The organism is Geothermobacter hydrogeniphilus, from assembly GCF_002898515.1.
Lineage (GTDB): Bacteria > Desulfobacterota > Desulfuromonadia > Desulfuromonadales > Geothermobacteraceae > Geothermobacter_A.
In genome coordinates this window covers 38,028-63,492 of the sequence record NZ_PPFX01000002.1, presented here as the reverse complement: position 1 = coordinate 63,492, position 25,465 = coordinate 38,028, and the positions used below count along the sequence as shown (strand labels likewise).

The window sequence follows — 25,465 nt, the reverse complement described above, 5'->3', positions numbered from 1 at the left end:
ACAAAATCCCTCGCCCTTCAACGTATCGTTCAGGTATAGACCTGAGCGTCTCTGTCGCCGCAGGTCGGGGCGGTTCTTTTCCGCCAACTCTGCGTAGCCGTTTTATGGCAGATGTTGTTTGCTTTTCCAGCCCCCAGCCTCACACTTCTCCTTGCGCCTTGCGCCTTGCGCCTTGAACCTCTACTTCTTATCAATCCGGGTCGCGTAGATCAGCAGCTTGCGGTCGGTGTAGGCTTCGACCTCTCCGGCGAAGGTTTCGATCTGGAAATAGTCGTGGATCTTGTCCGGGGCGTCGATGAAGAACTGGTTGAGGCGCTTGACGCCGGCGGCATCAAGGCCGGAACGGCGGGACCATTCGGGGAAATCGTGGGTCTTGGGAAAGATGGCGGTGTGTTTGACGTCGAACAGCGCGCCACTGACCATGCGCACCCATTCCGGTTCGGTGTAGGCGCGGACATGGGTCGGGTCGCGCATCTGTTCCATGGTCTGATAGAATTCGGCGATTTCCGGGTCGTCCGGCAACAGCGTGTCGATGATGACCATCCGCCCGACATGACGCCGCAGCACCCGGTGAAATTCGTTGAGAGCGCGGGGAACGTCGGCGAAATGGTGGGGGGCGATGCGGCAGGTCAGGGCGGTGAAGGACCCGGCCGGGAAGGGCAGGTCCTCGGCATCGGCTTCCCGAAAGGTGACATTGTCGACCCGGCCCTCCTCGCTGAGAAATTCCTGGGCTTTTTTCAGCATCTGCATGGTCAGGTCGGAAGCGACCACCGAGCGGACATGCGGGGCGAAAAACATCGCCGTGTGGCCACCGCCGCAGGCGACATCGAGCAGGGTGTCGTCGCTGCCCGGCTGCAGCAGGTTCAGGGCCTCTTCCAGATCCGCGCCGCCGGCAAACCCCTTGTCGTGAATATAACCATCCGCGGTACGCGAAAACTGTTCCCGTACCCTGGTTTTGAAATCCTTTGCCATAACTGCTCCTGAACCTGAGTCGGTGGATCTTGTCCGGTGAGACGCCGGCGACTGAGCCTTCGGCACTCAGGCTGAATTTTCCACATTATAGCACTGACATGTAAAAATGCTCGGCCTAACGTTGTTCGCCGGGTGAAAAAACAGTTTACCGGGATCCTGCTGCAGGCGTGAGGTTTCGGAACGGGAATTGCTTTGTCTCGACTACTTGACTGTCAGTGGTTGCTGTTGTCCGCACGGGATGCGTGGCGACGGCGGAATCCTGCCGTCCTGATGGCGGTGGCGACAGAAAGTTTTCACTCGGCGGCGGTGGTGGTTGCCCCGGGACTATACCAGCCAGGAGGTTTGCGTACGTGGATCAGTTTCTCCAGACCCTGAATGAGATCGGTCGTGACCTGGGCCGTGAATTTCTCTATATCCTGCCTTATCTGGCGATCGGGGTGCTGTTCGAGGCCGTGATCCGCACCATGAAATGGCATGTCAAAATCCGCCACGCGTTGACCCGCTTCGGGGCCTGGTCAATTGTCCTGGCGACCCTGCTCGGCACCATCAGTCCGTTGTGTGCCTGTGCCACCCTGCCGCTGGTGATTTCCCTGATGCTGGCCGGTCTGCCGCTGGCTCCGGCGATGGCGCTGCTGGTCACATCGCCCCTGATGAGTCCGGCTTCCTACGCGATGTTGTCGGGCATGCTCGGCATCGGTTGGGCGAACACGGTTGTGGTCTGCGCCCTGCTGCTCGGCCTGTTTGCCGGTTATGTGACCCTGCTGCTGCGGAATCACGGTTTCAGCGATGAGGAACTGTTCCGGCAGAAGTTGCCGGAGGGGAACTTTCACGATCCCGACTACCCGGTGGAGGAGTTGCGCTGTGATTGTGGCAAGCAGCTCTCGCACAAGGTCGATCGCTGCACCCACAACAAGTTCCTGGTCTTTCTCGCCAAGTTCTGGGAGGGGAGCATCAAGATCGGCAAGTTCGCCCTGCTGGGTATGCTGATCGAGGTGCTGGCCGGTTTCTTTATCCCCAACGGCTGGATCGAAGGCCTGCTTTCGGGCCAGGGGATCATGCCGATCTTCACCATCACCTTCGCCGCCCTGCCGCTGCACATGCCGCAGGTGACCGCCGCCTCGATGATCTTCGGTTATTTCCTGCCCGATCCGGGCCAGGCCATCCCCCTCGCCAAGGGGCCGGGGATCGCCATGCTGGTCGGCGGTCCGGTGACCGCTCTGCCGGTCATGGGGGTCTTCATCTCGATGTTCAAGAAACGGGTGCTGGCTCTCTACCTGGCGATCTGCATCAGCGGCACCCTGGCCCTGGCCCTGAGTTGGCGGTTGTTCGGCGGTTGATCGCGATTGGTTGCCTAATCGGTCTGCCCCGTTTTTTCTTTCTCCTCATCCGCTCCCGACGCAAGCTCAAGTTCTATCTGTCGTGCCAGTTCATTCAACGGATCCCGGCAGGATTCCGCGTGCTGCGGCAGGGTCTGCAGGGCGTTCTGCAGCCGCCGGATCGCGGCCAGGGCGGACTGCAGGCTGCGGCGGGTGGTTGCCGCGGCCGGTTCCGCGGCCCGCGCAACCTGGTTGAATTGCCGCTGCACCGTTGGTAGACTGCGGCCCTGTTCGATGACCGCCTCGCGCAGCTGCCGGTAATCGTCTTCGCCGAACCCCGCTTCTTCACCCGCCTGCCGCAACAGGTCAATGGCCCGGTAGTCGGGGATGGTTCCGCTGTCGGTCGGCTCCTTGAGCAGCTCCGGTTCCCTCTTTTCCAGGAAGCGGTAGGCGTTGGTCAGCTTCAGGGCGGTCAGGCGCTTGATGTGGATTTCCAGCCGGCAGTAGTCGTCGAAGCTGTCATAGCCCCATTCGCTGTACAGTTGACGTTTGCGGACGCTCTGCAGCTGTTCGCCGAGGCTGACCCAGGATGATTTGAAATCGCGTGCCGAGGCCAGGGCCCGGTAGCGGGGCGAGTCCGGCGGCAGCTGCTGCATCAGGGTTTCGATCTGTCGTTCGGAGCTGGTTTTTGCAGATCTGGACATGGCTCCCTCCTCGAAAGCAGATTTATATCATGCGGCCGCGGCGGGGAAGGAAAAACTTTCGGGAGGATGGGGCATGGCCCTCAGGACATTGAAGGTTGGAGCTGAAACGGCGCGCATGCTGCAGCTCGGTCACCCCTGGGTGATCGCCGATCGTTACACCGCCGCCTGGCCCGCATCCCTGCGCCCTGGACAGCTCGCCCGGCTGCAGGCCCCGGATGGTGGACTGCTCGGGACGGCACTGCTGGAGCCCGGCGCGCGGGTGGTTGCCCGGCTGCTCGACCGGGGTCTTGTCGAGCCCGGAGCGGGCTGGTTTTCGCGGCGGCTGCAGGCAGCCGAACAACTGCGGGAGAGGTTTCTCGATCTCGACCGCACCGACGCCTTCCGGCTGGTTAACGGCGAGGGGGACGGTCTGCCGGGTCTGACCGTGGATCGTTACCGCGACTGGCTGGTGGTGCAGTTCTACACCCCCGCCTGGCAGCCGCATCTGAGACCGCTGCTCGCCGCCCTGGAGGAGACCTGGCGGCCGGCCGGCATCTACCTGAAGCAGCGACCGCAGCAGACCCGCAACCTGAAACAGCAGTTCGGCAGTGAGGAGCAGCTGGTTGAGCTGGTCACCGGAGAGGCGGCTCCCGAGAAGCTGACGGTGCGGGAACACGGGCTGCGATACCTGGTGCGGCTCAACGCCGGGCTGCACACCGGGCTGTTCCTCGATCAGCGCGACAACCGGCGTCATTTCGGCCGCTGGTGCCGGGACCGGAAGGTCCTCAACCTGTTCTGTTTTACCGGCGCCTTTTCGGTGGCCGCCGTCGCCGCCGGCGCGGCCGGGGTGACCAGCGTCGATGCCTCGCGGCACTATCTCGACTGGGTTCGCGACAATGCCGAACTCAACGGCCAATCGAAGCAGAAGCATGAGCTGCTCTGCGGTGACTGCCGCAAGGTTCTTAAACGCCTCGCCCGGGAGAAACGTCTTTTTGACCTGGTCTTCGTCGACCCGCCGAGTTTTTCCACCACCCGGAAGGGAAAGTTCTCCTCACGTGGTGGTACCGCCGAGATCATCGCCGCCCTGCTCGCGGTGCTGAAGCCGGGAGGGCTGGTGATGGCCTGTTCCAATCATCAGAAAATGGAGATTGCCGACTATCTCAAGGAACTGCGGCGGGGCGGACTGGACGCCGGGCGGAACCTGAAGGTGATCGACCAACGCGGGCAGGGGGGGGATTTTCCCTATCCGGTCGGGTTCCCGGAGGGGCGGTATCTCAAGGTTGTAACGCTGGTCGCGGATTAAGGTGGTGGGGCGGTTCTTTTCCGCCAACTGAAGCGTTGTCGGCTTCTTCGTATGGGGACTGTCCCCGAACGGGGACTGTCCCCCTCCAAAATCCACTGTAGAAAGTTGCCTGGGACGTTTTTTTCGGACCCTCTCTCAAGAAAGCGGGCCGCGGAATCTTGTGATTCCGCGGCCCGTTGTTTTCAGATCCGTTCGACCTTTTCGATCAGGATCGTCTCCTTCGGGACATCCTGGTGCATCCCCTTGTTGCCGGTCGCGACCTGGCGGATGGCGTCGATGGTCTCCATCCCGTCACTGACCCTGCCGAAAACGCAGTATCCCCAGCCCATCGGGTTCTTGGCGGTGTGGTCGAGGAAGTCGTTGTCGCCGACGTTGATGAAGAACTGGCTGGTGGCGCTGTGCGGATCGTTGGTCCGGGCCATGGCGACGGTGCCGCGCTTGTTCTGCAATCCGTTGTCGGCCTCATTCTCGATCGGCGCCCGCCCCGGTTTCTGATCCAGGTCGGGGGTCAGGCCGCCGCCCTGGATCATGAAGCCGTCGATGACGCGGTGGAAAACGGTGCCGGCGAAGAAGCCGTCATCGACATAGGCGAGAAAGTTGGCGACGGTCTTGGGGGCCTTTTCGGCATCCAGTTCCAGGGTGAAGGCTCCCATGGAGGTCTCGAAACGGACCTGGGATATCTGTTCGGACATTGTCTGCTCCTTGAGGAAATTGCCGGCCGGGAGGCCGGACATGGTTGGCGCATGAAGCCGGAATCTACCACAGCGGCGGCCCGCTTGTCCACGTCCGCGGGGCAACGACCCGGGTTGCCCGCCGGTGATGAACGGCCGCGGTTATTCCTGCAGGAGGTCCGCCAGCCGGAACCGCCAGGCGGCCGGGCGGATGGCCTGGTCGAGGATCTTTTCGCCGATGTTGAGGCAGGCGCCGTTTTTAAGCGGCGGCAGGTAGAGGCTCTGCGCCCAGGCTTCGCTGCCGTTCTCCCGCAGGGCGTAGACCTTGAGCAGCCGGGCGCCGCGAGTGCCGCCGCTGTTGCAGATTCGTCCGCGCAGCCGCCGGCCGGTGACGCGCAGCTTATCGTAGCTCAGCCCGGGAACGATGTCGCCGCTGCGCAGCGGGGCGGGCGGGGCCTGGGGCAGGACGTTGAACAGGATCGTGCGGGCCAGTCGGCGGGAGTCGAGATCGGTTCGCAAGCTGGTGCAGGCGCCGTCGGCCAGCCTCCGCAGCGGAAAATTCTCCCGCCAGATCACCTCGCCGTGGCCGCTTAAGGCCAGCAGGTTCAGGCCGTATTCGCTCAGTTCGCGGCCGGAGCGGTTGCAGAACTCGCTGGTCAGCCGGCCGCCACGCACCGTCAGGCCGTTGAAGCGGTAGGGCAGGTTGAGGTTGCCGACCGGCAGCAGCGGCTGATGGTGGAATGTGACCAGCTGCCCGCGCAGTTTTGACGGCTGGCTGAAGTCGTCCGGGCTGCGCAGAAAGCTCCGGCAGCGCCCGGCGCCGATACCGGCCAGGTCGACAACCGTGTGCCAGAGCGGACGGTCGCGGAAATCCTCGGCCGTAAACAGCACCGCCACCTCATCCACCGGCGTCCGGCGCAGGTTGCAGATTTCGCCGCGCAGATCACCGAAACGCAGTTCCAGACGGCGGTATTCGAACCCACCGCCGAGTGAGTCGGTTACCGGCACGGCCGCGGCGGGAAGGGCGGACAGCAGAAGCAGGAGGGTGAGGGTCGGCAGGGTGAAGCGCATGAGGGCTTCCTTCCGGGAAAAACCGGGGCTGAGGTGTGACGGATGTCCTGAAAAATAGTATATTGTTTCGGGATGTCAAAAACAGCAATGATTGCTGTTTTTTGTGGCTTGTCATGGGGTCCCTGTTGAGCAGATCTGCATTGTCCTCCCTAGGAGGTTGTCGGACTATGCAGGCTGAAGCGAAAATTCGAGCGTTTGAGTACAGATTTCGGCTCAATTGCAGCCTCATAGCAGTGGCTATGGGGCAAAATGGCCTCCTGGAGTTGATTTGCTTTGATCGTCCGCAGCTTTTGGGTCGGGATATTCTTGTCCAGGGCAATGCCGGCAATATTTGATTGACCCTAATGGCCCGCTTCAGGAGGGACACGGTGGCAGAATTGGAAGGGTTGATTCCGAAGCATGGCGGTTACCGAAAGCTCAAGAGCTTTCAGGTTGCGCAGCTGGTCTACGACGTGACGGTGCGTTTCTGCGACCGCTACATCGACCGCTTCAGTCGTACCCGCGACCAGATGGTGCAGGCCGCCCGCAGCGGGGTGCAGAACATCGCAGAGGGGTCACAGGCCTCGGCGACCTCGAAGAAGACTGAACTGAAGCTGACCCAGGTGGCGCGGGCCAGCCTGGAAGAGCTGAAGCTTGATTACGAAGATTTTCTGCGTCAGCGGGGCTTTCGCCATTGGTCAAAGGATGAGCCGCTGCGCCAGGAGCTGATAGATCGGCGCTGTACAACAGCCGATGAAGTGGCACACTGGGTTGTCGAGGTGACGAAAAGATGTGGACCTGTTGGACTGTCTGGACAGAGTGGACAGGTGAATTCAGCCGAGTCCAGCATGTCCACCCGGTCCACGCTGTCCGCTCACATCTACCCCGAACTTTCCGCCAACGCGGCTCTGGTGCTGTTGGCGGTGGCCTGTGCCCTGCTCGACCGACAGGTGGTGCGGCTGGCGGAAGATTTTGAAAAAGAAGGCGGCTTTACCGAACGCCTTTATCGGGTGCGCAAAGGGAGACGGGGCTACTGAGCGATATACAAGCCGACAGAAGCTGACAGCAGGACAGGGTCAGGGTTGCAAGTTGGCACGTCTGTCATAAGCGCCTGTAACCGTCGAATCGTCATCCCCTTCCGGCAACAATAATTTCGTACCCCTGTTCAATATGCCGGCGAAATTCCGGTGAGATTCGATGCCAGTCGAGCACGTCAACCCTGAACGGCAGCGACGATTCCTCAAAAGCATCCAGCAACTGGTAGTAGAAAGATCATCCAGCGCTCGACATCGTCGATCAGGCGCGACTCGACGGCCAGACGAAAGAGTTGCCTGCGGGTAATGCCTTCGGCACTTTCACTGGAAATGTTGTTTTCCATCCAGCGCTTGAGAAATTTCCAGCAGAGTTCATAGGTGAATTTAAAATTTAGAATCACGCCGGCGATCATGGCGTTTTTCTGCACCGGCGTCAGGCTGTTCATGAATGTCAGGTTGCGGGTTTCGGCCAGAACGGCATCCAGGGAAGCTTCAGGCTGCTCAGGTCCAGGTCCATTGTCCTCTCCTGTCGGGAAATCGTCTCCTGTGTTGAAACATCCTAATATCCACTGTTTTTACTTTGAAGAGGAATCCCAAACCTGGTTGGGGACGTTAGAGGCGCAGACAAAAACAGAAGAATCCCTGTGGGGCTTGTGGTTGAGCCTCAGCAAGCGGCCCTCAGGCCGCCCACACAAAATGGAACAGAACCGTTAATATTAATGTAAGATATGTGATAGGCGTTTGTCGGGACGTTGTATCAGCAAGTCCCCTCCCGGGTGCCTGGTTATGCGCCGGGGCAGGGCGCCCTGGCGGTCGGGTTTTTTCAACCGGACCGGAAAAATCGGGCAGCTTTAGCCGCGTGGGGACACTCAATCTGCCAACCGGAACACCGCGTATTCTATGAGCTTACTCTTTTTCTACCTGTCACTGGCCCTGTTCGTGTCTTTTCTGTGCTCGGTGCTCGAGGCGGTTCTGCTTACCATAACACCATCCTATATTGCATCAATGGATGACAACTCCCGGGTGAAGAAACTCCTCGAGGAGTTGAAAAACGATATCGACACCTCCATATCGTCCATCCTGATTCTGAACACGATTGCCCATACCATGGGGGCTGCGGGGGTCGGTGCCGAAGCGGTGCGGATTTTCGGTGTGCAGTGGCAAAGCCTGATCGCGATCATCCTGACTTTACTGATCCTGTATTTCTCGGAAATCATCCCCAAAACCATAGGTGTGACCTATTGGCGGCAGCTGGCCAAGCCTACGGCTTATATCATCAAGTTTCTAACCCGCATTTTGTTGCCGCTGTTGTGGGTTTCTCATCTCATCACCCAGCACATCCAAAAACCCGCCGACAATGCCCCGACCCGGGAAGAAATTGCCGCCATGGCGGAAATGAGCGAAGAACACGGGATTCTCGCCGAAGAGGAAAGTCAGCTGATTGAAAACCTGTTGCAGCTGAAACAGGTCAAGGTCGAGGACATTCTCACGCCCCGCAGCGTGGTTTTTGCCCTGGATGGCGCTGAAACCATCAAGAACGCGTTGACGTACGATGACCTTTACATTTTTTCGCGCATACCCGTTTTTGAACAGACGCCTGACAATATTACCGGACTGGTATTTGCCAGAACGATTCTCAAGGCCGCGTCTCAGAACAGGAAGATAAACCAGCCCCTGAAAGAGATCATGACACCCATTCACCGGGTTCCGAAAGATATGCCGGTGTACCAACTCATGGATCAGTTTATCAGGCGCAAGGAACACCTCTTTCTGGTGCATGATTCCTATCTTCAGTATTCCGGCATAGTGACCCTGGAAGATGCGCTGGAAACGTTGCTGGGACGGGAAATTGTCGATGAAGCCGACAAGGTGGCAGACATGCAGCAGTATGCGCTGGAAAAAGCCGCAATCTGGAAGCAGCAGCTGAAGAAACGGCAGGCGGAAACCGGTGGGCAGAGACCGGCTGACCGGGATGATGGGCAGCCTCTCCGCTCGGACGAAATCCGAAAAAAACTATAGGGTCAGACATGGACATGCAAGATGGCAAGTCTGTCATGCTGCTGTAATTTCCACCCCTTCCGGATAAAGTCGGGGGAAATAATAGTGGGCGACCTTGGCGGGGAAAGAGAGCCTTACCGGACCTTTTTCAGAGTCGGCGATAAGAAGTTTTTCTTCCAGGAGCTTTTTGAGAACGCGGCGTGCTGTTTCCCGTCCAGGAACGGGTGAATCCAGGCGAGTCGATGGCTCTGGTAAAGATGACGCAGGCTCGCGCCGGCGAAGGGTTAATACAGAAACAGGGGACCACGCATTCGCATGGTCCCCTGTTTTTCTTATGGTACCGAAGGCCGGAATCGAACCGGCACGGGCAAAGCCCATCGGTTTTTGAGACCGACGTGTCTACCAATTCCACCACTTCGGCAAAAGCGTCGAAATTATAATCACCCGAACCCGAGTGGTCAAGTCGAATCGAAAGGGAAGCCGAGCTGTTTGCGCAGGGTCGCTGCGATGGGGCCGCGAGGGAGGTTGTGCCCGGCGATGCTGCGGACCGGAATCAGGCCGAACAGGCTGTTGCTGAGCATGACCTCGGCGGCGCTGTCGAGCCGTTTCCGGTGCAGCGGCTGCTCCCTGACCGGCAGGCCGATCTTCTTTGCCGCTTTGAGGATCTCGGCGCGGGCGGTGCCGGGCAGCACCAGGTCTCCGGCCGGAGGGGTGAGCAGGACCCCGTCGACGAGCAGAAACAGGTTGCTGATCGCCCCTTCCAGCAGCATCCCGTCCGGTTCGAGGAACAGGGCTTCGAAGGCACCGGCGGCGCGTGCCTGGCGGGAGGCGTAAAGGCAGTCCGCGTAATTGCCGCGCTTCATCTGCGGCAGGTGGGAAACGGCGTTGACCCGGCGATTGGCGGCGTAGATGCAGTCCACGCCGTTACGGTAGCTCTCTGTCGCCGGGGGTTGATAGGGACAGGCGGTGACCAGTTGCCGTGGTCTGCCGTCCGCCCCGACGCGACTGACGGTCAGCCGGACCCGCGCCGTTGTTTTGCCACTGCGGCGGCAGACCTCATCCAGTCCCCGCTGTGCCAGTTGCCGGTCAAAGGGAATTCCACTCAGCCGACAGGCGGTCTCGATCCGTTCCAGGTGCTGCCCGACCCAGATCAGTTCCCCCTGTTCGGCACGCAGGGTTTCGAACAGGGAATCACCGTACAGAAAACCGCTGTCCTCGACGTCCACCTGCAGATTGCTGCCGGTCACCGGTTCGCCATCGCGGATGATGATCCTCACAGTCCCTCCAGGGTCTGGGCCATGGCGGCGCCCTTGGCCAGGCACTCCTGCCATTCGCGCTGCGGGTCCGAGTCGGCGACGATGCCGGCGCCGACCTGGTAGCTGAGGTGATCGCCGCAGCGCTGGAAGCCGCGGATCAGGATATTCAGGTCGAGATTGCCGTTGGCCGAGAGGTAGCCGACGCTGCCGGTGTAGCTGCCGCGTCCGGTCGGTTCGAGTTCGTCGATGATTTCCATGCAGCGCTTTTTCGGTACCCCGGTAATGGTGCCGCCGGGGAACATCGCCCGTACCAGCTCGAACGGCCCGCATTCCGGCCGCAGCTCACCGCGGACATTGGAAACGATGTGGGTGACATGGGAGTAGCGCTCCAGCACCATCAGTTCGTCGACCTCGACGCTGCCGACACGGCAGACCTTGCCGAGATCGTTGCGCTCGAGGTCGAGCAGCATGATATGTTCGGCGCGCTCCTTGGGGTGGGCCAGCAGTTCCTCGCCGAGGGAGTGGTCCTCGGGCGGGGTGTAGCCGCGCGGCCGGGTGCCGGCGATCGGCCGGGTTTCGGCGATCCCGTCACGCAGGCTGACCAGTCGTTCCGGCGAGGCGGAAATCAGCTCAACTCCGGGAGTACGCAGCAGGCAGGCGAAGGGGGCCGGGTTGACCTTTCGCAGGTGTTGATAAAGGGCCCAGGAAGGTCCCTGCAGGCGGGCGTCGAAACGGCAGGAGAGGTTGGCCTGGTAGATGTCGCCGGCGCGGATGTAATCCTTGGCGTGATCGACCATGGTCCTGAAGTCAGTTTCACTCAGGACCGGTCGCGAAGGCTGCCGCAGGCTGACCTCTGCCACAGGCAGTTTTTCCCGGCAGGCGTCGATGACCCGTTCGGCCCAGGCGGCGAGGTCAACGCTGTCGTCGAGGCCGGCCAGGGTCAGGAGGTGATCCCGGTGGTCGTAGACGGCGGTCAGGTCGACCCAGCAGAGCCAGAGCTCGGGAATCGGCAGGTCGCGTCTGGCCTGTCGGGGAAGATGCTCGATGCTGCCGGCCAGGTCATAGCCGAAGAGGCCGAAAAAACCGCCCGGAAACAACCCGCCGCCGGTGCAGCTGTCCCGCTTCAGGCGCTGCTGCAGCAGCTGCCAGCAATCCCCCGCCCGGAGCTGCTGGTTCCCGTCCTTTTGCCAGACCAGGCGCCCCCGCCGGTCCAACTGCCAGGTTTCGCGGATCCGCAGCGGCACGATGCTGTAGCGGCCGGTCCGGTCAGCGAGGTTGGCGCTTTCCAGAAAGCCGGGACCGTTCGCGGCGAGGCGCAGCTGGACCGCAAGAGGATCGAAACGGGACAGGGGAAGGGTCAGGCTGATGGCCGGCATGAACTCACCGATGCAAAAAGAAAAAGAGGTTAACCCTCGCGAGTTAACCTCTTGTTTTTCTTGGTGGAGCTAGGCGGGATCGAACCGCCGACCTCTTGAATGCCATTCAAGCGCTCTCCCAGCTGAGCTATAGCCCCTCAAAGCGAAGCTGTTTATAACAAAGCCGTTTTGGGGTGTCAACGCTTTTTTTCCGGTTGTGCTAAAAAAACGCGCCATCCCGGCTGCGTCTCATTTGCCGGGATGGCCGGTCGATCTTCCCGCCGGTTGCGGATGGTTCCAGAAGCGTTGGATCTGCTGAATCAGTCCCAGGTTCTCGGCGCGGTTGATCGCCTGGTAGAGGCTGCTGTAAGTGTTGTTGTCATCCTTCAGGGAACGGTAGGCGAGGGCGGCGTGGTAGGCGATATGTGCCGCCTGATCCTCGGCGCGAACCTTTTTGGCCAGGTCGGCGAGGAGGATCAGGGCCTGGCGCGGTCGGCCCTGCTGCAACAGGATGACGGCCTGAAGATCCCCGGCCTGAAATGTTTCCGGCGGCAGTTGCCGCTGCAGAGCGACCGCCTCGGGCAGCTGGTCGAGCTGCAGGGTCTGCAGCAGCGCCAGGCGATAGCGCAACTGGTTCTTCCGGTCGCCGTCGTTCTTCAGTGCCCGGTGGTAGACTTCGGCCGCTTCTGCCTGTCTGCCGAGCGCCTCAAGGACCTCGCCGTAGCGCAGGAAGGTTTCGTTGTCGTTCGGCAGGTTGATCGTAGCCAGGGCCAGTTTCTTCGCCGCCGCCTGGTAATCATGCCCCTTGATCAGCTGTTCGGCTTGCTGCCGCTGGCGGCGGCCGAGTTCACCGTCCGGCTGCGGGCCGATGACGACGCAACCGCCAAGGATGGTGACCAGCAGGAGGACGATCAGCCGGAACGCGGCTTTCTGGCGTCTTCTCCGCGACACCTTAGAGGCTGATTCCGGTCAGGCGCTGCAGGGCTTCACGGTACTTGTCCGCCGTTTTCTCGACGATTTCGTCCGGCAGCTGCGGCGGCGGGGCGGCCTTGCCCCAGTCGAGGGTTTCGAGATAGTCGCGCAGGAACTGCTTGTCGAAGCTCGGCTGCGGCCCGCCGGGCCGGTAGAGATCTTTGGGCCAGAACCGGGAAGAATCGGGGGTGAGGGCTTCGTCGATCCAGATCAGCTGACCGTCGATCAGGCCGAATTCGAACTTGGTGTCGGCGATGATCAGTCCCTTGGTATCGGCGAACTGTCGGGCGCGCTGATAGATGGCGATCGTCAGGTCGCGTACCTGCGCCGCCACTTCGGCGCCGCAGAGCTGTTCGGCGCGGGCGAAGTCGATATTCTCGTCGTGTGCTCCGAGGTCAGCCTTGGTCGATGGCGTGAAGATCGGTTCGGGGAGCTGGTCACTCTGCCTGAGACCGGCGGGCAGCTTGATGCCGCAGATCGCGCCATGGGCCTGGTAGTCTTTCCAGCCGGATCCGGAGACGTAGCCGCGCACAATGCATTCGATCGGCAACGGCGCGGCCTTTTTGACCAGCATGCTGCGTCCTTCGAGCTGCTCCCGATAGGCCCGGGCAGAGGCCGGAAACTCGTCGACTTCCGTGGCGACGATATGGTTCGGCACCAGATCCTTCATCTGCTCGAACCAGAATTTGGAGATCTGGGTCAGGACGATCCCCTTGTCGGGAATACCCTGGTCCATGATCACGTCAAAGGCGCTGATGCGGTCGGAGGTGACGATCAACAGGTGCTCGCCGAGGTCATAGATATCGCGCACCTTGCCGCGGCTGGCAAGTTTGAGAGTCGGACAGTCGCTCTGCAGCAGAATCTTGGGCATAGTTCTATCCTTGATGCTTTCGCGGGAAAGAAAAAGAGGAGTTGGCTAAGCAAAAAGCATCAGCAGCAAGCGCGGCAACGCAGCTGCTGGTGAGTTTTTGCGACGCCATCATCCTTCGTTCATCAGGCTGGCCAGCGCCGGGCTGATTTCGATCTGGGCTTTCTTTTTCAGTTCGTCAAGCTTGGCACGGTAGACTTCATCCTGCTTTTTCTTGGTCAGGCTGGTGCGCAGCTCTTCACGTTTAGCGTCATCGAGTTGTGCCATGTCGGCTGTTGAGTGCTTCTTCAGCACCGCCACGATGAACTTGCCGTTGATTTCAAAAGTCTGATCGGCAACCGGCTTCTCTTCGGTCAGGGTGAACGCCTGCTTGGCGAGGTCGGCGCTCTGGCCGATGCGGGGGACAAAGTCTCCGTAGCTGCGGGCAAAGTCACCGGTTTCTTCGACTTTGAGTTTGGCGCTCTTGGCGGCAGTATTGAGATCGGCGGCTGTTTTCAGGCCTGCCAGCATCTTGTCGGCGGCAGCTTGGGCCAGCTCGACGCTTTTGTCTTTGCGGAAAGCTTTTTCAACAGCCTTGCGCACTTCGGCCAATTCAGGAAGACGGCTTTCCTGCCGTTCCTTGAGGGTCATCAGGATCACGCCCTGTTTCAGGTTCAGCGGTCGGGCAAGAGCGCCCTGCTGGAGAGTAAAGGCCGCGCTGTTCAGTTCGGGCTGGTTGCCGAGTGTGCCGACCGGCTCATCGCGGGTAAAAAGACCGCTCTCACTGATTTCAAGACCAGCGCTCTTGGCCGCGGCGTCCAGGTCTCCCGCCTTGCGATTGATGTTGTAGGCATCCATGGCCTTCTCGTAGGCCAGTTGACGGGCGAGTTCCTTGCGCAGGCCCTGCTTGACCTCGTCGAGGACATCTTCCAGCGGTTTGACGCCCGCTTCGATATAGCCGGAGCCCTTGATGATATGGAAGCCGAAGGGGGAGGTGACAATGTCGCTCAGTTCTCCCGGTTTCAGGGCAAAGGCGGCATTTTCAAAGCTTTTCACCATGGTGCCGCGGGTGAAATAGCCCAGGTCGCCGCCCTTGGCGACGCTGGCCTTGTCATCCGAGTATTTGGCAGCCAATTTGGCGAAATCCTTGCCCGCTTTGGCTTCCGCCAGGATTTTTTCGGCCAGTTCACGTTTCTTTTTCCGTACTTTGTTGTCAGCATCCCGAGCGACCCGGATCAGCACATGGCTGGCGCGAACCTGTTCGGGGATTTCAAACTGATCGAGGTGGCGCCGGTAATATTTTTCAATGTCCTGTTGCTCAAGCTTGACCTGGTCGACATAGGATGCCGGATCAAACAAGATGTAGCGGATTGCGATCTTCTCCGGGATGCGGAACTGCTCCTGATTCTGCTGGAAGAATTCCTTGAGCGCCTCCTCCTTGATTTTGACCTTGTCTTCAAACAGGGCCGGAGCGAAGCGGACGAAGGCCAGATTGACCTTTTCATTCTGCTTGCGGAACTCGGCTTCGATTTCCTCGTCGCTGACGCTGACTTCACCGCGCAGGTAGTCGCCGACCTTTTTGACCAGCAGGTCGTTGCGTTGCATCTCTTCAAAAACATCGGGGGTCAGGCGCTGGTAGGAGAGGACGTCGACGTAGCGCTGTTTGCTGAAGACGCCGTTTTCCTGGAAGGCCGGGATCTTGGCGATAGCGTCGACCAGTTCCTTTTTGCTGACCTCCATGCCGAGCTTTTCCCCTTCCTGGGCCAGCAGGCGCTGGTCGACAAGCTGCTGGAAGGCCTGTCGTTTCAGGTTGAGCTGTTTTTCCAGGGCCGGGGTGAACTGGTCACGGTAGATGTTCTGATAGAGATTGTAGATATTCGAATAGGCACTCCGGTATTCCTCCATGCTGATTTTGCTGCCGTTGACGCTGGCAGCCAGGTCATTTGGCCGGTCGCCGTTGCCCTTGGGAGAAGTGAGCATGGCATAGCCGATGACAAAGCTGAGAATGATGACGGCGAAGGCGAGTTTGATGAACATCGACTTCTGCTTGGCGCGGACAATATCGAGCATGATGGGACGGTCTCCTTGTGGCGTCTTGCCGGGGTTTGAAAACAGGCTGGCATGTTAGTCAATAAGGGTGGTAAATGCAATATCTTTTTGTCTTTTACGGCTTGAAATGGCAGGACGTTTTTGGTAGTGTGAACAGTCATTTTTCGGCGCTGTCCCACGAGCGCATTCCATCATGTCCGCAGGGAGATTCGAATCTCATGTTCAATATGTTTAATGCCTTCTGGGGGATGTTCTCCAACGACCTGGCCATTGACCTCGGCACCGCCAATACCCTGGTCTATCTCAAGGGCAAGGGGATTGTTGTCAGCGAGCCTTCGGTGGTGGCCGTGCAGAAGGACCATGTCGGTCAGAGAAAGGTGCTGGCGGTCGGCATGGAGGCCAAGAAGATGCTCGGCCGCACCCCCGGCAGCATTGTCGCCATCCGTCCGATGAAGGATGGGGTGATCGCCGATTTCGACATCACCGAGGAGATGCTGCGTTATTTCATCCAGAAGGTTCACAACCGCAAGACGCTGGTGCGGCCGCGGATCGTGATCTGCGTTCCGTCCGGCATCACCCAGGTGGAAAAACGTGCGGTCAAGGAGTCGGCTGAGTCGGCCGGTGCCCGTGAAGTCTATCTTATCGAGGAGCCGATGGCGGCGGCGATCGGCGCCGGGCTGCCGATTACCGAGGCGTCGGGAAATATGATCGTCGATATCGGCGGCGGCACCACCGAGGTGGCGGTGATCTCCCTGTCCGGCATCGTCTACGCGAAGAGCGTCCGGGTCGGCGGCGACAAGCTCGACGAGGCGATCGTGCAGCATATGAAGCGCAAGTACAACCTGCTGATCGGTGAACGGACCGCCGAACAGATCAAGATCGAGATCGGCAGCGCCTATGCCGGAGATGATAATCCGTCCATGGAGGTCAAGGGCCGGGATCTGGTCAGCGGGATTCCGAAAACCCTCGAGATCTCTGCCGGTGAAGTCCGCGAGGCAATCTCCGAACCGGTCAACGCCATCGTCGAGGCGGTACGGATCGCCCTGGAACGGACCCCGCCGGAGTTGGCTGCGGATATTGTCGACAAGGGGATCGTGCTGGCCGGCGGCGGCGCCATGCTGCGCAATCTGGACAACCTGCTGCGTGAGGAAACGGGTCTTCCCGTGGTGCAGGCCGAGGATCCGCTTTCCAGTGTCGTTCTCGGTTCCGGCAAGGTGCTCGATGAGCTGGATCTGCTGCGCCGGGTGACCGTCACCTCCTGACCCTGCCGTTTACAACCGGGGCGGTGTTCTGCCGGACGCTGCCCCTTTCCAGCTTGACCGGGGCATTAAGCAGACATGCTTGAGCTGTTTCGAAAGTATCGGACCCTGCTGCTCGCCGGGTGCCTGCTGCTCGCTGCCCTGATGTTCTATTCCTACCAGTTGCGTCATCGCCCCCGGACCAGTCTCTTTCAACGCGGCCTGCTGCAGTTGACCGCTCCCTTTCAGCAGCTTCTGGATCAATCCATCGAAACCCTGGCCGATGCCTGGGGTCACTATCTCTGGCTGGTGTCCACGGCCCGTGAAAATGATCAGCTGCGGACTGCCAACAGGCAGTTGCGCGCCCGGCTCGATGCCCTTGAGGAAACCCGTCTGGCCAACCAGCGGTTGCGAAAACTGCTTGATTTCAAGCAGAGCGTCAACTTCAACATGCTGCCGGCCCAGGTGATCGCCGAGGATGCGTCGAGCTGGTTCCGCACCGTGGTGATTGACAAGGGTACCCGCGACGGTGTCCGGGAGGGACTGCCGGTGGTGGTCGCCGAAGGGGTGGTGGGGCGAACCATCCAGGTTGCCCCCTACCAGTCACGGGTCCTGCTGGTGACAGACGCCTCTTCGGCGTTGGCGGTGTTGATTCAGCCGACCCGCAGTCGTGCTGTCTGCCGGGGGCGGGGAGACCGGCTGATGCTTGACTATGCGCTTCGCAGTGAGAAGGTTGCCGCCGGTGACCAGGTCGTGACCTCCGGGATGGGGGGGATCTTTCCCAAGGGCTTGCGCGTCGGCCGGGTGATTGAAGCAGAGCGCGGCAATTACGGACTCTTTCAGATGGTGCAGGTTGAGCCGAGCGTCGATTTTTCGCGGCTTGAAGAAGTGCTGGTGCTGCTCAGGGAGAAACCATGAAACGGATTCTGGGGCTGCTGTTGCTGGGCGGTTTTTTTGCCCTGATCCAGACGGTTCTCTGGCCCCGGCTGTTCGGATGGCAGGCCCGGCCCGACCTGATTCTGGTGCTGGTGGTCTATGTCGGCCTGACCGAATCACTGCTGGGTGGCGGCCTGCTGGTCCTGCTGTTCGGCGCCGGTCTCGATGCTCTCGCCGGGACGAACCCCGGACTGCACATGGTGGTTCTGCTGCTGGTGTTTGACTTGGTGCGTTTTTTCGTCGGACGCTTCAATGCTGAAAACGCGACCCTGCTGTTGTTCATGGTTGCCTGCGGTACCCTGGTCGACGCTGTCCTGCTGCTGTTTTTCGCTTCCTTTGCCGATCCCGGGCTGCTCGGGTGGGAAGTTGTTCGTCAGCTTGCTCCGCAACTGCTGCTCAATCTCGTCTCCGCCTGGCTGTTGCTGCGCCTTGCTCCCTGGCTTCAGCGGCGCCTGGTGCCGATGGCCGAATTGCCCGGTCTGAACCGATTGGACAGGCATCATGGGACTTAACGGCGGTTGGGATAAAGGCCCGCAGCAGAGCCGGCGGCTGCTGGTGGTTTCGCTGGTGGCGCTGCTGGTTTTTCTGCTGCTGATCATGCGGCTCTGGTACCTGCAGGTCATCAGCGGTCAGCGCTACAGCGAACTGTCGGAAAAAAATCGTATCCGCTATGTGCCGCTGACCGCTCCGCGCGGACCGATCTATGATCGCAACGGGGAATTGCTGATCGATAACCGACCTTCCTTCAATATCTCCGTCATGCGCCAGGATGTCGACGATCCGGAGCAGTTGCTGGGCCGGTTGGCGGCGTTGCTGCAGGTTCCGGCGGCCGAGTTGCTGAAACGCTGGCAGGCCGGGCGCCGCCTCCCTCCTTACCGCCCGGTACGGCTGGCCGATGATGTCGGCCGGGAAAAGATGGAGACTGTCCAGGAGCATGCCCCCGAACTGCCCGGCGTGCTGGTTGAAGTCCATCCCCTGCGGGCTTATCCGAACGGTGATCTGGCGGCCCACCTGTTCGGTTATATCGGTGAAATTACCGAGGATAAACTGCAGGATCTGGCCGATGACGGTTATCGTTCAGGAGATTTTATCGGCAAGAGCGGACTGGAAAAGGAGCTGGAGCCCTACCTGCGCGGCGCCGATGGCGAACGGTTGCTTGAGGTGGATGTGCGGGGCAAGGAGATGCGCAGTCTGCGGACCCGCGAACCGGTGCCCGGTGACAAGGTCTATCTGACCATTGACCGGGAACTGCAGCGGGCGACGGAAAAGGCCTTCGGTGACCAGGCGGGGGCCGCTGTTGCGCTGGATGTCGCCAGCGGTGAAATCCTCGCCATGGCCAGTCGTCCATCGTTCGATCCCGAACAGTTTGCCCGCGGCATTTCTCCGCAAGAGTGGAAAGCATTGCTTAATAATCCCCGCCATCCCCTGCAGAACAAGGCCCTGCGCGGGCAGTATCCGCCCGGATCAACTTTCAAAATCGTCACCGCGCTGGCGGCCCTTGAAGCGGGGGTTGCCACGCCGCGAACGACAGTTGATGACGAGGGGGCGATCGAGCTCGGAAGGCGGGTGTTCCGCTGCTGGAAAAAAGGCGGACATGGTCGGACCAATCTTAAAAAGGCCCTGCGTGAATCCTGCGATGTCTGGTTCTACCGGGTGGCCCTTGACCTCGGCATCGACAAGTTGTCCGAGATGGCCTTTGCTCTCGGGCTCGGCCGGCCTACCGGGGTGCTGCTTGAAGGAGAGAAAAGCGGCCTGATCCCGACCCGTGACTGGAAACACCGCCGTTTCAATGAACGCTGGTACGATGGAGAGACGGTGATCGCCGCAATCGGGCAGGGCTATGACCTTGCCACTCCCCTGCAACTGGCGGTGATGACGGCCGCAGTGGCCAATGGTGGCAAGGTCATGCGCCCACAGATCCTCAAACGTATCGAAGATATGTCCGGCCAGGACGTCCTGGTCCAGGAGCCGGAACAGATCCGCGCCGTCGCCCTGTCACCGAAAAACCTGGCTGCTGTTCGTAAAGGGCTTGAGGCGGTGGTCAATGAACCTCACGGGACAGGTTGGCGCAGCAAACTGAGCGGGATCAGGGTCGCCGGCAAAACTGGAACCGCCCAGGTGGTGCGGCGGAAATCGACCGAGGAGGAAGAGCTGCAGACTGGTAAGGACAAGACCCCGTATCGTTTTCGCGATCATGCCCTGTTCGTCGCCTATGCGCCGGCGGACAACCCACAGATCGCGGTGGCGGTGGTGGTTGAACATGGCCGGCATGGTTCGACCAGCGCCGCGCCTATCGCGCGGGAGATGTTCCGCAGCTACTTCCATATCGAAGACCTGCCGCAGGTGGACGGGCCCGGCTATCTGGGTGATTGACGAATGTTTGACAGACGACTGCTGACCCATTTTGACTGGCCGTTGCTCGGCCTGGTCCTGCTGATCAGCCTGATCGGTATCGGCAACCTGTACAGTGCCACCAGTGCCTGGCAGGGCAGCCTTTCCACGATCTATCTCAAGCAACTGGCCTGGCTCGGCGGCGGGCTGCTGATTGCCGTTGCCGTCTGCCTGTTAGATTACCGTCGGTTGGAACATTTCAGTTTTTTATTCTACGGCGGCACGATTCTGCTGCTGCTCGCGGTATTGGTGATCGGCAAGACCAGCATGGGGGCGACCCGGTGGATCAATCTCGGTTTTTTCAATCTGCAGCCGAGCGAGGTGATGAAGCTGGTGATCATCATCGCCCTGGCGCGCTATTTCAGTGAAAACTCGCCCTTCGGCGGTTTCGGCTTGAAGGAACTTTGGCAGCCGTTCCTGTTGCTCGGTGTGCCGGCGCTGCTGATTATCAAGCAGCCCGATCTCGGGACCTCGATGATGGTGTTGTTCATCGGCGGCACCATGGCGCTGTTTGCCGGTATTCGTCGCCGGATCCTGATTCTGCTGGCGGTGGTTGCCGGCCTGGCCTGTCGTGGAGGCTGGTCTCTGCTGCATGACTACCAGCGGGAACGGATTCGGACTTTTCTCAATCCCGAACGTGATCCGCTCGGTTCCGGTTACCATATCATTCAATCGAAAATTGCCGTCGGCAGCGGTGGACTGTTCGGCAAGGGGTTCATGCACGGCACCCAGTCACAGCTTTCCTTCCTGCCGGAGAGGCATACCGATTTCGCTTTTTCGGTGTTCGCCGAGGAATGGGGGTTTACCGGCTGCCTGGTGCTGTTGACCCTCTACCTGCTGCTCATCCTCTGGGGACTGCATATCGCCCGCCGGGCCGCCGATCGTTACGGTACCTATCTCGCCCTCGGTGTCACCGCCATGTTTTTCTGGCACATTGTCGTCAATCTCGGCATGGTCATCGGCCTGCTGCCGGTAGTCGGGGTGCCGCTGCCGCTCTTCTCCTACGGCGGCACCAGTATGGTGACGACGATGGTGGGGGTGGGGTTGTTGCTCAACGTCAGCATGCGCCGCTTTGTCTTTTAGTGAGGGCGGCCGATACGCGCACATCTGCTGCGTTGCTCACGTCCTCGGTCGCTGCGACGTAGCTGCCGCTACGCCTCACTCCTTCGGCCGTGAGACGCCTTGCATTCGGGTACTTCTCGACCACCTCGTACCGTTTGTGCTGGTTTTTTTCAAGATGACTCCCTGATTGCCCAACCGAAAAATCCTCCCTCCCCAACCAACCTTTCTGATTTTTATTGGCCCGATAAACTACAGCCGGCACAACATCCCTGATAAAATGATTTTATCCGGCATAACCGATGGACCCTGCAGGGCCGATGGAGTGCTGATGAACAACAACCGACACCAGCAAACCGGCCGGACGGCAGAAGATCTGCTTGATGTTTTGCGCCGACTGAGAGAAGAGTTGCACCCGGGGCGACAACCGACCCCTGCGGTGACCCTCGACAGTTCCCTCGATCAGGCTCTCGGTTTCGACAGCCTCGGCCGCATGGAACTGGTCCAGCGTCTGGAGAGGCATTTCGGCATCGCCCTGGCGGAAACAACCTTCGCCGATGCCGAAACGGCCCGCGACCTGTTGCGTGCTGTTCTCACTGCTGACACCGCCCGGACTCTGGGCGCTCCCGAGCGGGTTCGGGGTCTTGTGGCCGGAGCAGCCGAAGCGGCGCCACATAGCGCCCGAACCCTCCCCGAGGTTCTGAGCTGGCACCTGGACCACCAGCCGGATCGCCCGCATATCCATTTTTACACCGATGAAGGAGACGCCGAGATCCTCAGCTACCGGCAGCTGCACGCAGGTGCCGCCCGGGTCGCAGCCGGTCTGCGAAAACACGGACTGATGCCGGGATCGCCAGTGTCGATCATGCTGCCGAGCGAGGCGAACTATTTTTTTGCCTTCTGGGGAACCCTGTTGGCCGGCGGCGTACCGGTGCCGATCTATCCGCCTGCCCGCAAGGCGCAGATGGAAGAACACCTGCGGCGACAAGTGGTCATCCTTGAGAACTGCCGGGCGACCCACCTGATCACCATGCCCGAGGCCCGCACTTTCGGTCGGCTGCTCAAAGCGAACCTCCCGGGCCTGCGGGCCTTGCTCACGGTCGACGAACTTTCCAGCGCAGCAACCAACGACTATGTCGCTCCGGCCGTGCAGGAGACGGACACCGCCTTTCTCCAGTACACTTCCGGCTCGACCGGAAATCCCAAAGGGGTCATCCTCACCCACGCCAACCTGCTGGCCAATATCCGCGCCATGGGCCGGGCGGTTGAGGTTGATGACACTGACGTGGTGGTCAGTTGGCTCCCCCTCTACCACGACATGGGCCTGATCGGCTGCTGGCTCTCCTGTCTCTACCACGCCGCCCAGCTGGTGCTCCTCTCACCCCTCGATTTTCTCAATCGTCCGGTGCGCTGGCTGCATGCCATCCACCGCCATCGCGGCACCCTCTCGCCGGCGCCCAACTTCGCCTATGAGATCTGTCTCACGCGGCTCTCCGATGACGAACTTGCCGGCCTGGATCTCTCCTCCTGGCGTTGTGCCTTCAACGGCGCGGAGGCGGTCAGTGCCAACAGCATCGAACGGTTCATCGAGCGCTTTGCCGCCTATGGCTTCCGGCGTGAAGCGCTGATGCCGGTCTACGGCATGGCGGAAAATTCAGTCGGCCTGGCCTTCCCTGAATACGGCCGGGGACCATTGATCGACTCCATCGACCGGGAGATTTTTATCCGCAGCGGAAAGGCCGTACCGTTGGAGGATAACGGCAGAGAGCGGCTGCGGATCGTGGCCTGCGGCCGACCATTGCCGGAGCATGAAATCCGGGTTGTGGATCGATCAGGACACGAGCTTCCCGAGCGCCAGGAAGGACATATCCAGTTCCGTGGACCTTCGGCCTGCAGCGGTTATTTCCACAATCCGGCCGCAACCGCTGAGCTGTTCGACGGCGACTGGCTCAACTCAGGAGATCTCGGTTATATCAGCCACGGTGATATCTACATCAGCGGCCGCAGCAAGGATATGATCATCATTGCCGGCCGCAATATCTATCCCACCGAGCTGGAAGAAGCGATCGCGGAACTGGAAGGGATCCGCAAGGGGAATGTCGCGGTTTTCGGCAGCACCGACCGGCACAGCGGCACCGAACGCCTGGTGGTCCTGGCGGAGACGCGCGCAACCGATCCACAAATTCTGGCGCAATTGCGCAACGCCGTCAACGAACTCTCGCTGCGGCTGGTCGGAACCCCTCCCCACGACCTGCTGCTCGCAGCGCCGCAAACGGTGCCGAAAACCTCGAGCGGCAAGATCCGCAGAACAGCCGCCCGCGAACTCTACGAGCAGGGACACCTCGGCCAGCGTCACAAACCCTGGCTGCAGTACCTGCGACTGACCATGATGGGCCTCCGCGGGCAACTGCGCCGCAGCCGCCGGTGGCTGGCCGGGTGCGGTTTCGCCGGGCGCAGCTGGGGACTCTACTACCTGTTGCTGCCACCGGTCTACCTGGCCGTCATGCTCCTGCCGCGCATCTCCTGGCGCTGGGCCTGGATGCGTCTGGCCCTCCGCCTGCTGTGCCGTGGCTGCGGCATCCCGCTCAGGGTCACGGGGTTGGGAAATCTGCCGAAGGGGCCCTGCGTGCTGGTTGCCAACCATTCCAGTTACCTGGATGGCTATGCCCTGATTGCCGCTCTGCCCATACGCTTCGGGTTCGTCGCCAAGCAGGAACTGGCAGAAAGTGCCCTGCTGCGCGTTCCGCTGCAGCGAATCGGGACTGAATTCGTCGACCGCATTGACAAACAGAAAGGGATTGAGCAGGCGCGACACCTGGGCCGACGGTCCCGCGAGGGATGTTCGCTGATGTTCTTTCCGGAAGGAACCTTCACCCGAATTCCGGGTCTGCGTGAGTTCCACATGGGCGCCTTCGTCGCCGCCGCCGAAGCCGGTCTGCCGGTGGTGCCGATCGTCATCCGCGGCACCCGGTCGATTCTGCGCGGTGACGACAAATTCCCCCATCAGGGCAGTATCAGCATCCGGATCGGGCGCCCCCTCGACAGCGCCAGACTTCTCGATGATGCCGACGAGCAGACCGTCTGGTCCCGCGCAATCAAACTCCGCGACCGCTGCCGAGATGACATCCTGCGACACTGCGGTGAACCGGACCTGGCGCGGAAGTGAAGAACCTGTCCTATCCTTGACCTGGGCAAACCTAAAGGGGACGCAAACCTAAAGGGGACAATATAGAATGTTCCTCCCTCCTCTTGAACCTTGAGCCTCCCGCCTCCCGCCCTTACTGCTATACTGGAGACAGGTCGAAACCAGGGGGAAAAGAGATGCACGAGGCACGCTTCTGGAAAAAAGGGGAGGGGCAGACGGTCCGATGCGGGTTGTGCCGTTTTGAATGCACGATTCCCGTCGGCCGGCAGGGTCGTTGCGGCGTGCGCGAGAACCGCGACGGGACGCTCTATACGACCGTCTACGGGCGCAGCATTTCCGAGCAGGTCGATCCGATCGAGAAGAAACCTCTCTACCATGTCGACCCGGGATCGCTGAGCTTTTCCATCGCCACGGTCGGCTGCAACTTCCGCTGCCTGCATTGTCAGAATCATCAGATATCCCAGTGGCCGCTTTCCGGGCGACCGCCGGCGGGGGAGGTCCTGTCCCCGGCGGATATTGTCCGCCGCGCCCGGCAGGCGGATTGTGACAGCATCGCCTATACCTACACCGAGCCGACCATCTACTTCGAGTATGCCTATGATACGGCAGTGCTGGCACGGCGGGCCGGGTTGCGCAATCTTTTCATCAGCAACGGCTATATCATGCCCGAGCCGCTGGCGGCGCTGGCACCCTACCTTGATGCCGCCAATATCGACCTCAAGGCGTTTCGCGACGATGTCTATCGCAAGCTGACCGGGGCCTCTCTCGACGGTGTTCTGGACACCCTGAAGGATTACCGCCGGCAGGGTATCTGGATCGAGGTGACGACCCTGGTCATCCCGGGGCGCAACGATGATGATGACCAGTTGCGCGGGATCGCCCGTTTCATCGCCGGTGAACTTGGTTGCGAGGTTCCCTGGCATGTCACCGCGTTCTATCCGACCTACAAATTGCTGGATGCCCCGCCGACCCCGGCCGACACCCTGCGCCGCGCCCGCGATTTCGGTCGGGAGGCCGGGTTGCTGCATGTCTACACCGGCAATGTCCATGATCCCGAGGGGGGACATACCCTCTGCTCCGGGTGCGGGGAGAGGCTCATCGAGCGGCGCGGCTTCCAGGTGGTTGCCATGCGCCTCGAGGGCGGTTGCTGCCGACAGTGCGGCACGCGCCTGGCCGGACTTTTCACCTGA

21 protein-coding genes and 2 tRNA genes are annotated in these 25,465 nt (G+C 60.7%); 11 read left to right on the top strand and 12 right to left on the bottom strand.

Features of this window, described 5'->3' with window-relative positions; translation table 11 throughout:
- Positions 1 to 180: 180 nt before the first annotated feature.
- The gene (locus tag C2E25_RS01325; RefSeq protein WP_103114018.1) at positions 181 to 972 is read right to left on the bottom strand and encodes a class I SAM-dependent methyltransferase; all 792 of its coding nucleotides are present in this window, start codon (positions 970 to 972) and stop codon (positions 181 to 183) included.
- Between the two features lie 350 nt (positions 973 to 1,322).
- On the opposite strand from C2E25_RS01325, the gene C2E25_RS01320 reads away from it, so the two are divergent.
- Positions 1,323 to 2,309, top strand: coding sequence for a permease (locus C2E25_RS01320; protein WP_158247083.1), 987 nt, complete (start codon positions 1,323 to 1,325; stop codon positions 2,307 to 2,309).
- Positions 2,310 to 2,323: 14 nt separating this feature from the next.
- Here C2E25_RS01320 and C2E25_RS01315 read toward each other — a convergent pair whose 3' ends face one another.
- Positions 2,324 to 2,992: a hypothetical protein gene (locus C2E25_RS01315; RefSeq protein ID WP_103114016.1), complete on the bottom strand. Its 669-nt coding sequence runs from the start codon at positions 2,990 to 2,992 to the stop codon at positions 2,324 to 2,326.
- Positions 2,993 to 3,065: 73 nt separating this feature from the next.
- Between C2E25_RS01315 and C2E25_RS01310 the strand changes: the two genes are divergently transcribed.
- Entirely contained in the window at positions 3,066 to 4,274 is a 1,209-nt protein-coding gene (locus tag C2E25_RS01310; protein ID WP_103114015.1) for a class I SAM-dependent rRNA methyltransferase, read from the top strand.
- A gap of 182 nt (positions 4,275 to 4,456) precedes the next feature.
- Here the strand turns inward: C2E25_RS01310 and C2E25_RS01305 are convergent, their stop codons facing one another.
- Together C2E25_RS01305 and C2E25_RS01300 are read right to left on the bottom strand one after the other, a co-directional pair.
- Entirely contained in the window at positions 4,457 to 4,966 is a 510-nt protein-coding gene (locus C2E25_RS01305) for a peptidylprolyl isomerase (protein ID WP_103114014.1), read from the bottom strand.
- Positions 4,967 to 5,107: 141 nt separating this feature from the next.
- Entirely contained in the window at positions 5,108 to 6,016 is a 909-nt protein-coding gene (locus tag C2E25_RS01300) for a hypothetical protein (protein WP_103114013.1), read from the bottom strand.
- 368 nt (positions 6,017 to 6,384) lie between these two features.
- Between C2E25_RS01300 and C2E25_RS01295 the strand changes: the two genes are divergently transcribed.
- Positions 6,385 to 7,032 (top strand): four helix bundle suffix domain-containing protein, encoded by a 648-nt coding sequence (locus C2E25_RS01295; protein ID WP_233189294.1) that lies wholly within the window; start codon positions 6,385 to 6,387, stop codon positions 7,030 to 7,032.
- A 203-nt stretch (positions 7,033 to 7,235) separates the two neighbouring features.
- Here C2E25_RS01295 and C2E25_RS01290 read toward each other — a convergent pair whose 3' ends face one another.
- Complete coding sequence (locus tag C2E25_RS01290; protein WP_103114011.1) at positions 7,236 to 7,475, bottom strand: nucleotidyltransferase substrate binding protein; 240 nt, start codon at positions 7,473 to 7,475, stop codon at positions 7,236 to 7,238.
- 454 nt (positions 7,476 to 7,929) lie between these two features.
- On the opposite strand from C2E25_RS01290, the gene C2E25_RS01285 reads away from it, so the two are divergent.
- Positions 7,930 to 9,048: a CNNM domain-containing protein gene (locus tag C2E25_RS01285; protein WP_103114010.1), complete on the top strand. Its 1,119-nt coding sequence runs from the start codon at positions 7,930 to 7,932 to the stop codon at positions 9,046 to 9,048.
- A gap of 314 nt (positions 9,049 to 9,362) precedes the next feature.
- On the opposite strand, the gene C2E25_RS01275 is transcribed toward C2E25_RS01285, so the two are convergent.
- From C2E25_RS01275 to C2E25_RS01245, 7 genes are all read right to left on the bottom strand, one after another.
- Positions 9,363 to 9,448, bottom strand: a tRNA-Leu gene (locus tag C2E25_RS01275).
- 37 nt (positions 9,449 to 9,485) lie between these two features.
- Positions 9,486 to 10,304: an aminotransferase class IV gene (locus tag C2E25_RS01270; RefSeq protein WP_158247082.1), complete on the bottom strand. Its 819-nt coding sequence runs from the start codon at positions 10,302 to 10,304 to the stop codon at positions 9,486 to 9,488.
- Entirely contained in the window at positions 10,301 to 11,659 is a 1,359-nt protein-coding gene (locus C2E25_RS01265; protein ID WP_103114007.1) for an anthranilate synthase component I family protein, read from the bottom strand. Before C2E25_RS01265 ends, C2E25_RS01270 begins: the two co-directional genes overlap by 4 nt.
- 61 nt (positions 11,660 to 11,720) lie before the next feature.
- A tRNA-Ala gene (locus C2E25_RS01260) sits at positions 11,721 to 11,796 on the bottom strand.
- Positions 11,797 to 11,887: 91 nt separating this feature from the next.
- A complete protein-coding gene (locus C2E25_RS01255; protein ID WP_103114006.1) occupies positions 11,888 to 12,589 on the bottom strand; it encodes a hypothetical protein in 702 nt (233 codons plus the stop codon).
- A 1-nt stretch (position 12,590) separates the two neighbouring features.
- The gene (locus C2E25_RS01250) at positions 12,591 to 13,481 is read right to left on the bottom strand and encodes a phosphoribosylaminoimidazolesuccinocarboxamide synthase (RefSeq protein ID WP_103114005.1); all 891 of its coding nucleotides are present in this window, start codon (positions 13,479 to 13,481) and stop codon (positions 12,591 to 12,593) included.
- Positions 13,482 to 13,589: 108 nt separating this feature from the next.
- Positions 13,590 to 15,527 (bottom strand): SurA N-terminal domain-containing protein, encoded by a 1,938-nt coding sequence (locus C2E25_RS01245; protein ID WP_103114004.1) that lies wholly within the window; start codon positions 15,525 to 15,527, stop codon positions 13,590 to 13,592.
- 197 nt (positions 15,528 to 15,724) lie between these two features.
- Between C2E25_RS01245 and C2E25_RS01240 the strand changes: the two genes are divergently transcribed.
- The 7 genes from C2E25_RS01240 to amrS all read left to right on the top strand — a co-directional run bounded on the left by C2E25_RS01240 (position 15,725) and on the right by amrS (position 25,465).
- Positions 15,725 to 16,768: a rod shape-determining protein gene (locus C2E25_RS01240; protein WP_103114003.1), complete on the top strand. Its 1,044-nt coding sequence runs from the start codon at positions 15,725 to 15,727 to the stop codon at positions 16,766 to 16,768.
- Positions 16,769 to 16,843: 75 nt separating this feature from the next.
- On the top strand, positions 16,844 to 17,662 hold the full coding sequence (mreC, locus tag C2E25_RS01235) for a rod shape-determining protein MreC (RefSeq protein ID WP_103114002.1): 819 nt from the start codon (positions 16,844 to 16,846) through the stop codon (positions 17,660 to 17,662).
- Positions 17,659 to 18,192, top strand: coding sequence for a hypothetical protein (locus C2E25_RS01230; protein ID WP_103114001.1), 534 nt, complete (start codon positions 17,659 to 17,661; stop codon positions 18,190 to 18,192). Before mreC ends, C2E25_RS01230 begins: the two co-directional genes overlap by 4 nt.
- A complete protein-coding gene (gene mrdA, locus C2E25_RS01225) occupies positions 18,182 to 20,053 on the top strand; it encodes a penicillin-binding protein 2 (protein ID WP_103114000.1) in 1,872 nt (623 codons plus the stop codon). The genes C2E25_RS01230 and mrdA overlap by 11 nt, the downstream gene beginning before the upstream one ends.
- A gap of 3 nt (positions 20,054 to 20,056) precedes the next feature.
- Positions 20,057 to 21,154 carry a rod shape-determining protein RodA gene (gene rodA, locus C2E25_RS01220; RefSeq protein WP_103113999.1) on the top strand — a complete coding sequence of 366 codons (1,098 nt, stop codon included), beginning with the start codon at positions 20,057 to 20,059 and terminating at the stop codon, positions 21,152 to 21,154.
- 307 nt (positions 21,155 to 21,461) lie between these two features.
- Positions 21,462 to 24,296 carry an AMP-binding protein gene (locus C2E25_RS01215; RefSeq protein WP_103113998.1) on the top strand — a complete coding sequence of 945 codons (2,835 nt, stop codon included), beginning with the start codon at positions 21,462 to 21,464 and terminating at the stop codon, positions 24,294 to 24,296.
- Between the two features lie 155 nt (positions 24,297 to 24,451).
- Positions 24,452 to 25,465, top strand: coding sequence for an AmmeMemoRadiSam system radical SAM enzyme (amrS, locus tag C2E25_RS01210; protein WP_103113997.1), 1,014 nt, complete (start codon positions 24,452 to 24,454; stop codon positions 25,463 to 25,465).

What these genes read in the sequence shown, in the direction of transcription:
- C2E25_RS01325 (WP_103114018.1), bottom strand. Translation starts at nt 972, where the DNA reads ATGGCAAAGGATTTCAAAACCAGGGTACGGGAACAGTTTTCGCGTACC.
- C2E25_RS01315 (WP_103114016.1), bottom strand. Translation starts at nt 2,992, where the DNA reads ATGTCCAGATCTGCAAAAACCAGCTCCGAACGACAGATCGAAACCCTG.
- C2E25_RS01310 (WP_103114015.1), top strand. Translation starts at nt 3,066, where the DNA reads ATGGCCCTCAGGACATTGAAGGTTGGAGCTGAAACGGCGCGCATGCTG.
- C2E25_RS01305 (WP_103114014.1), bottom strand. Translation starts at nt 4,966, where the DNA reads ATGTCCGAACAGATATCCCAGGTCCGTTTCGAGACCTCCATGGGAGCC.
- C2E25_RS01300 (WP_103114013.1), bottom strand. Translation starts at nt 6,016, where the DNA reads ATGCGCTTCACCCTGCCGACCCTCACCCTCCTGCTTCTGCTGTCCGCC.
- C2E25_RS01290 (WP_103114011.1), bottom strand. Translation starts at nt 7,475, where the DNA reads ATGAACAGCCTGACGCCGGTGCAGAAAAACGCCATGATCGCCGGCGTG.
- C2E25_RS01285 (WP_103114010.1), top strand. Translation starts at nt 7,930, where the DNA reads ATGAGCTTACTCTTTTTCTACCTGTCACTGGCCCTGTTCGTGTCTTTT.
- C2E25_RS01265 (WP_103114007.1), bottom strand. Translation starts at nt 11,659, where the DNA reads ATGCCGGCCATCAGCCTGACCCTTCCCCTGTCCCGTTTCGATCCTCTT.
- C2E25_RS01250 (WP_103114005.1), bottom strand. Translation starts at nt 13,481, where the DNA reads ATGCCCAAGATTCTGCTGCAGAGCGACTGTCCGACTCTCAAACTTGCC.
- C2E25_RS01245 (WP_103114004.1), bottom strand. Translation starts at nt 15,527, where the DNA reads ATGCTCGATATTGTCCGCGCCAAGCAGAAGTCGATGTTCATCAAACTC.
- C2E25_RS01240 (WP_103114003.1), top strand. Translation starts at nt 15,725, where the DNA reads ATGTTCAATATGTTTAATGCCTTCTGGGGGATGTTCTCCAACGACCTG.
- mreC (WP_103114002.1), top strand. Translation starts at nt 16,844, where the DNA reads ATGCTTGAGCTGTTTCGAAAGTATCGGACCCTGCTGCTCGCCGGGTGC.
- C2E25_RS01230 (WP_103114001.1), top strand. Translation starts at nt 17,659, where the DNA reads ATGAAACGGATTCTGGGGCTGCTGTTGCTGGGCGGTTTTTTTGCCCTG.
- mrdA (WP_103114000.1), top strand. Translation starts at nt 18,182, where the DNA reads ATGGGACTTAACGGCGGTTGGGATAAAGGCCCGCAGCAGAGCCGGCGG.
- rodA (WP_103113999.1), top strand. Translation starts at nt 20,057, where the DNA reads ATGTTTGACAGACGACTGCTGACCCATTTTGACTGGCCGTTGCTCGGC.
- C2E25_RS01215 (WP_103113998.1), top strand. Translation starts at nt 21,462, where the DNA reads ATGAACAACAACCGACACCAGCAAACCGGCCGGACGGCAGAAGATCTG.
- amrS (WP_103113997.1), top strand. Translation starts at nt 24,452, where the DNA reads ATGCACGAGGCACGCTTCTGGAAAAAAGGGGAGGGGCAGACGGTCCGA.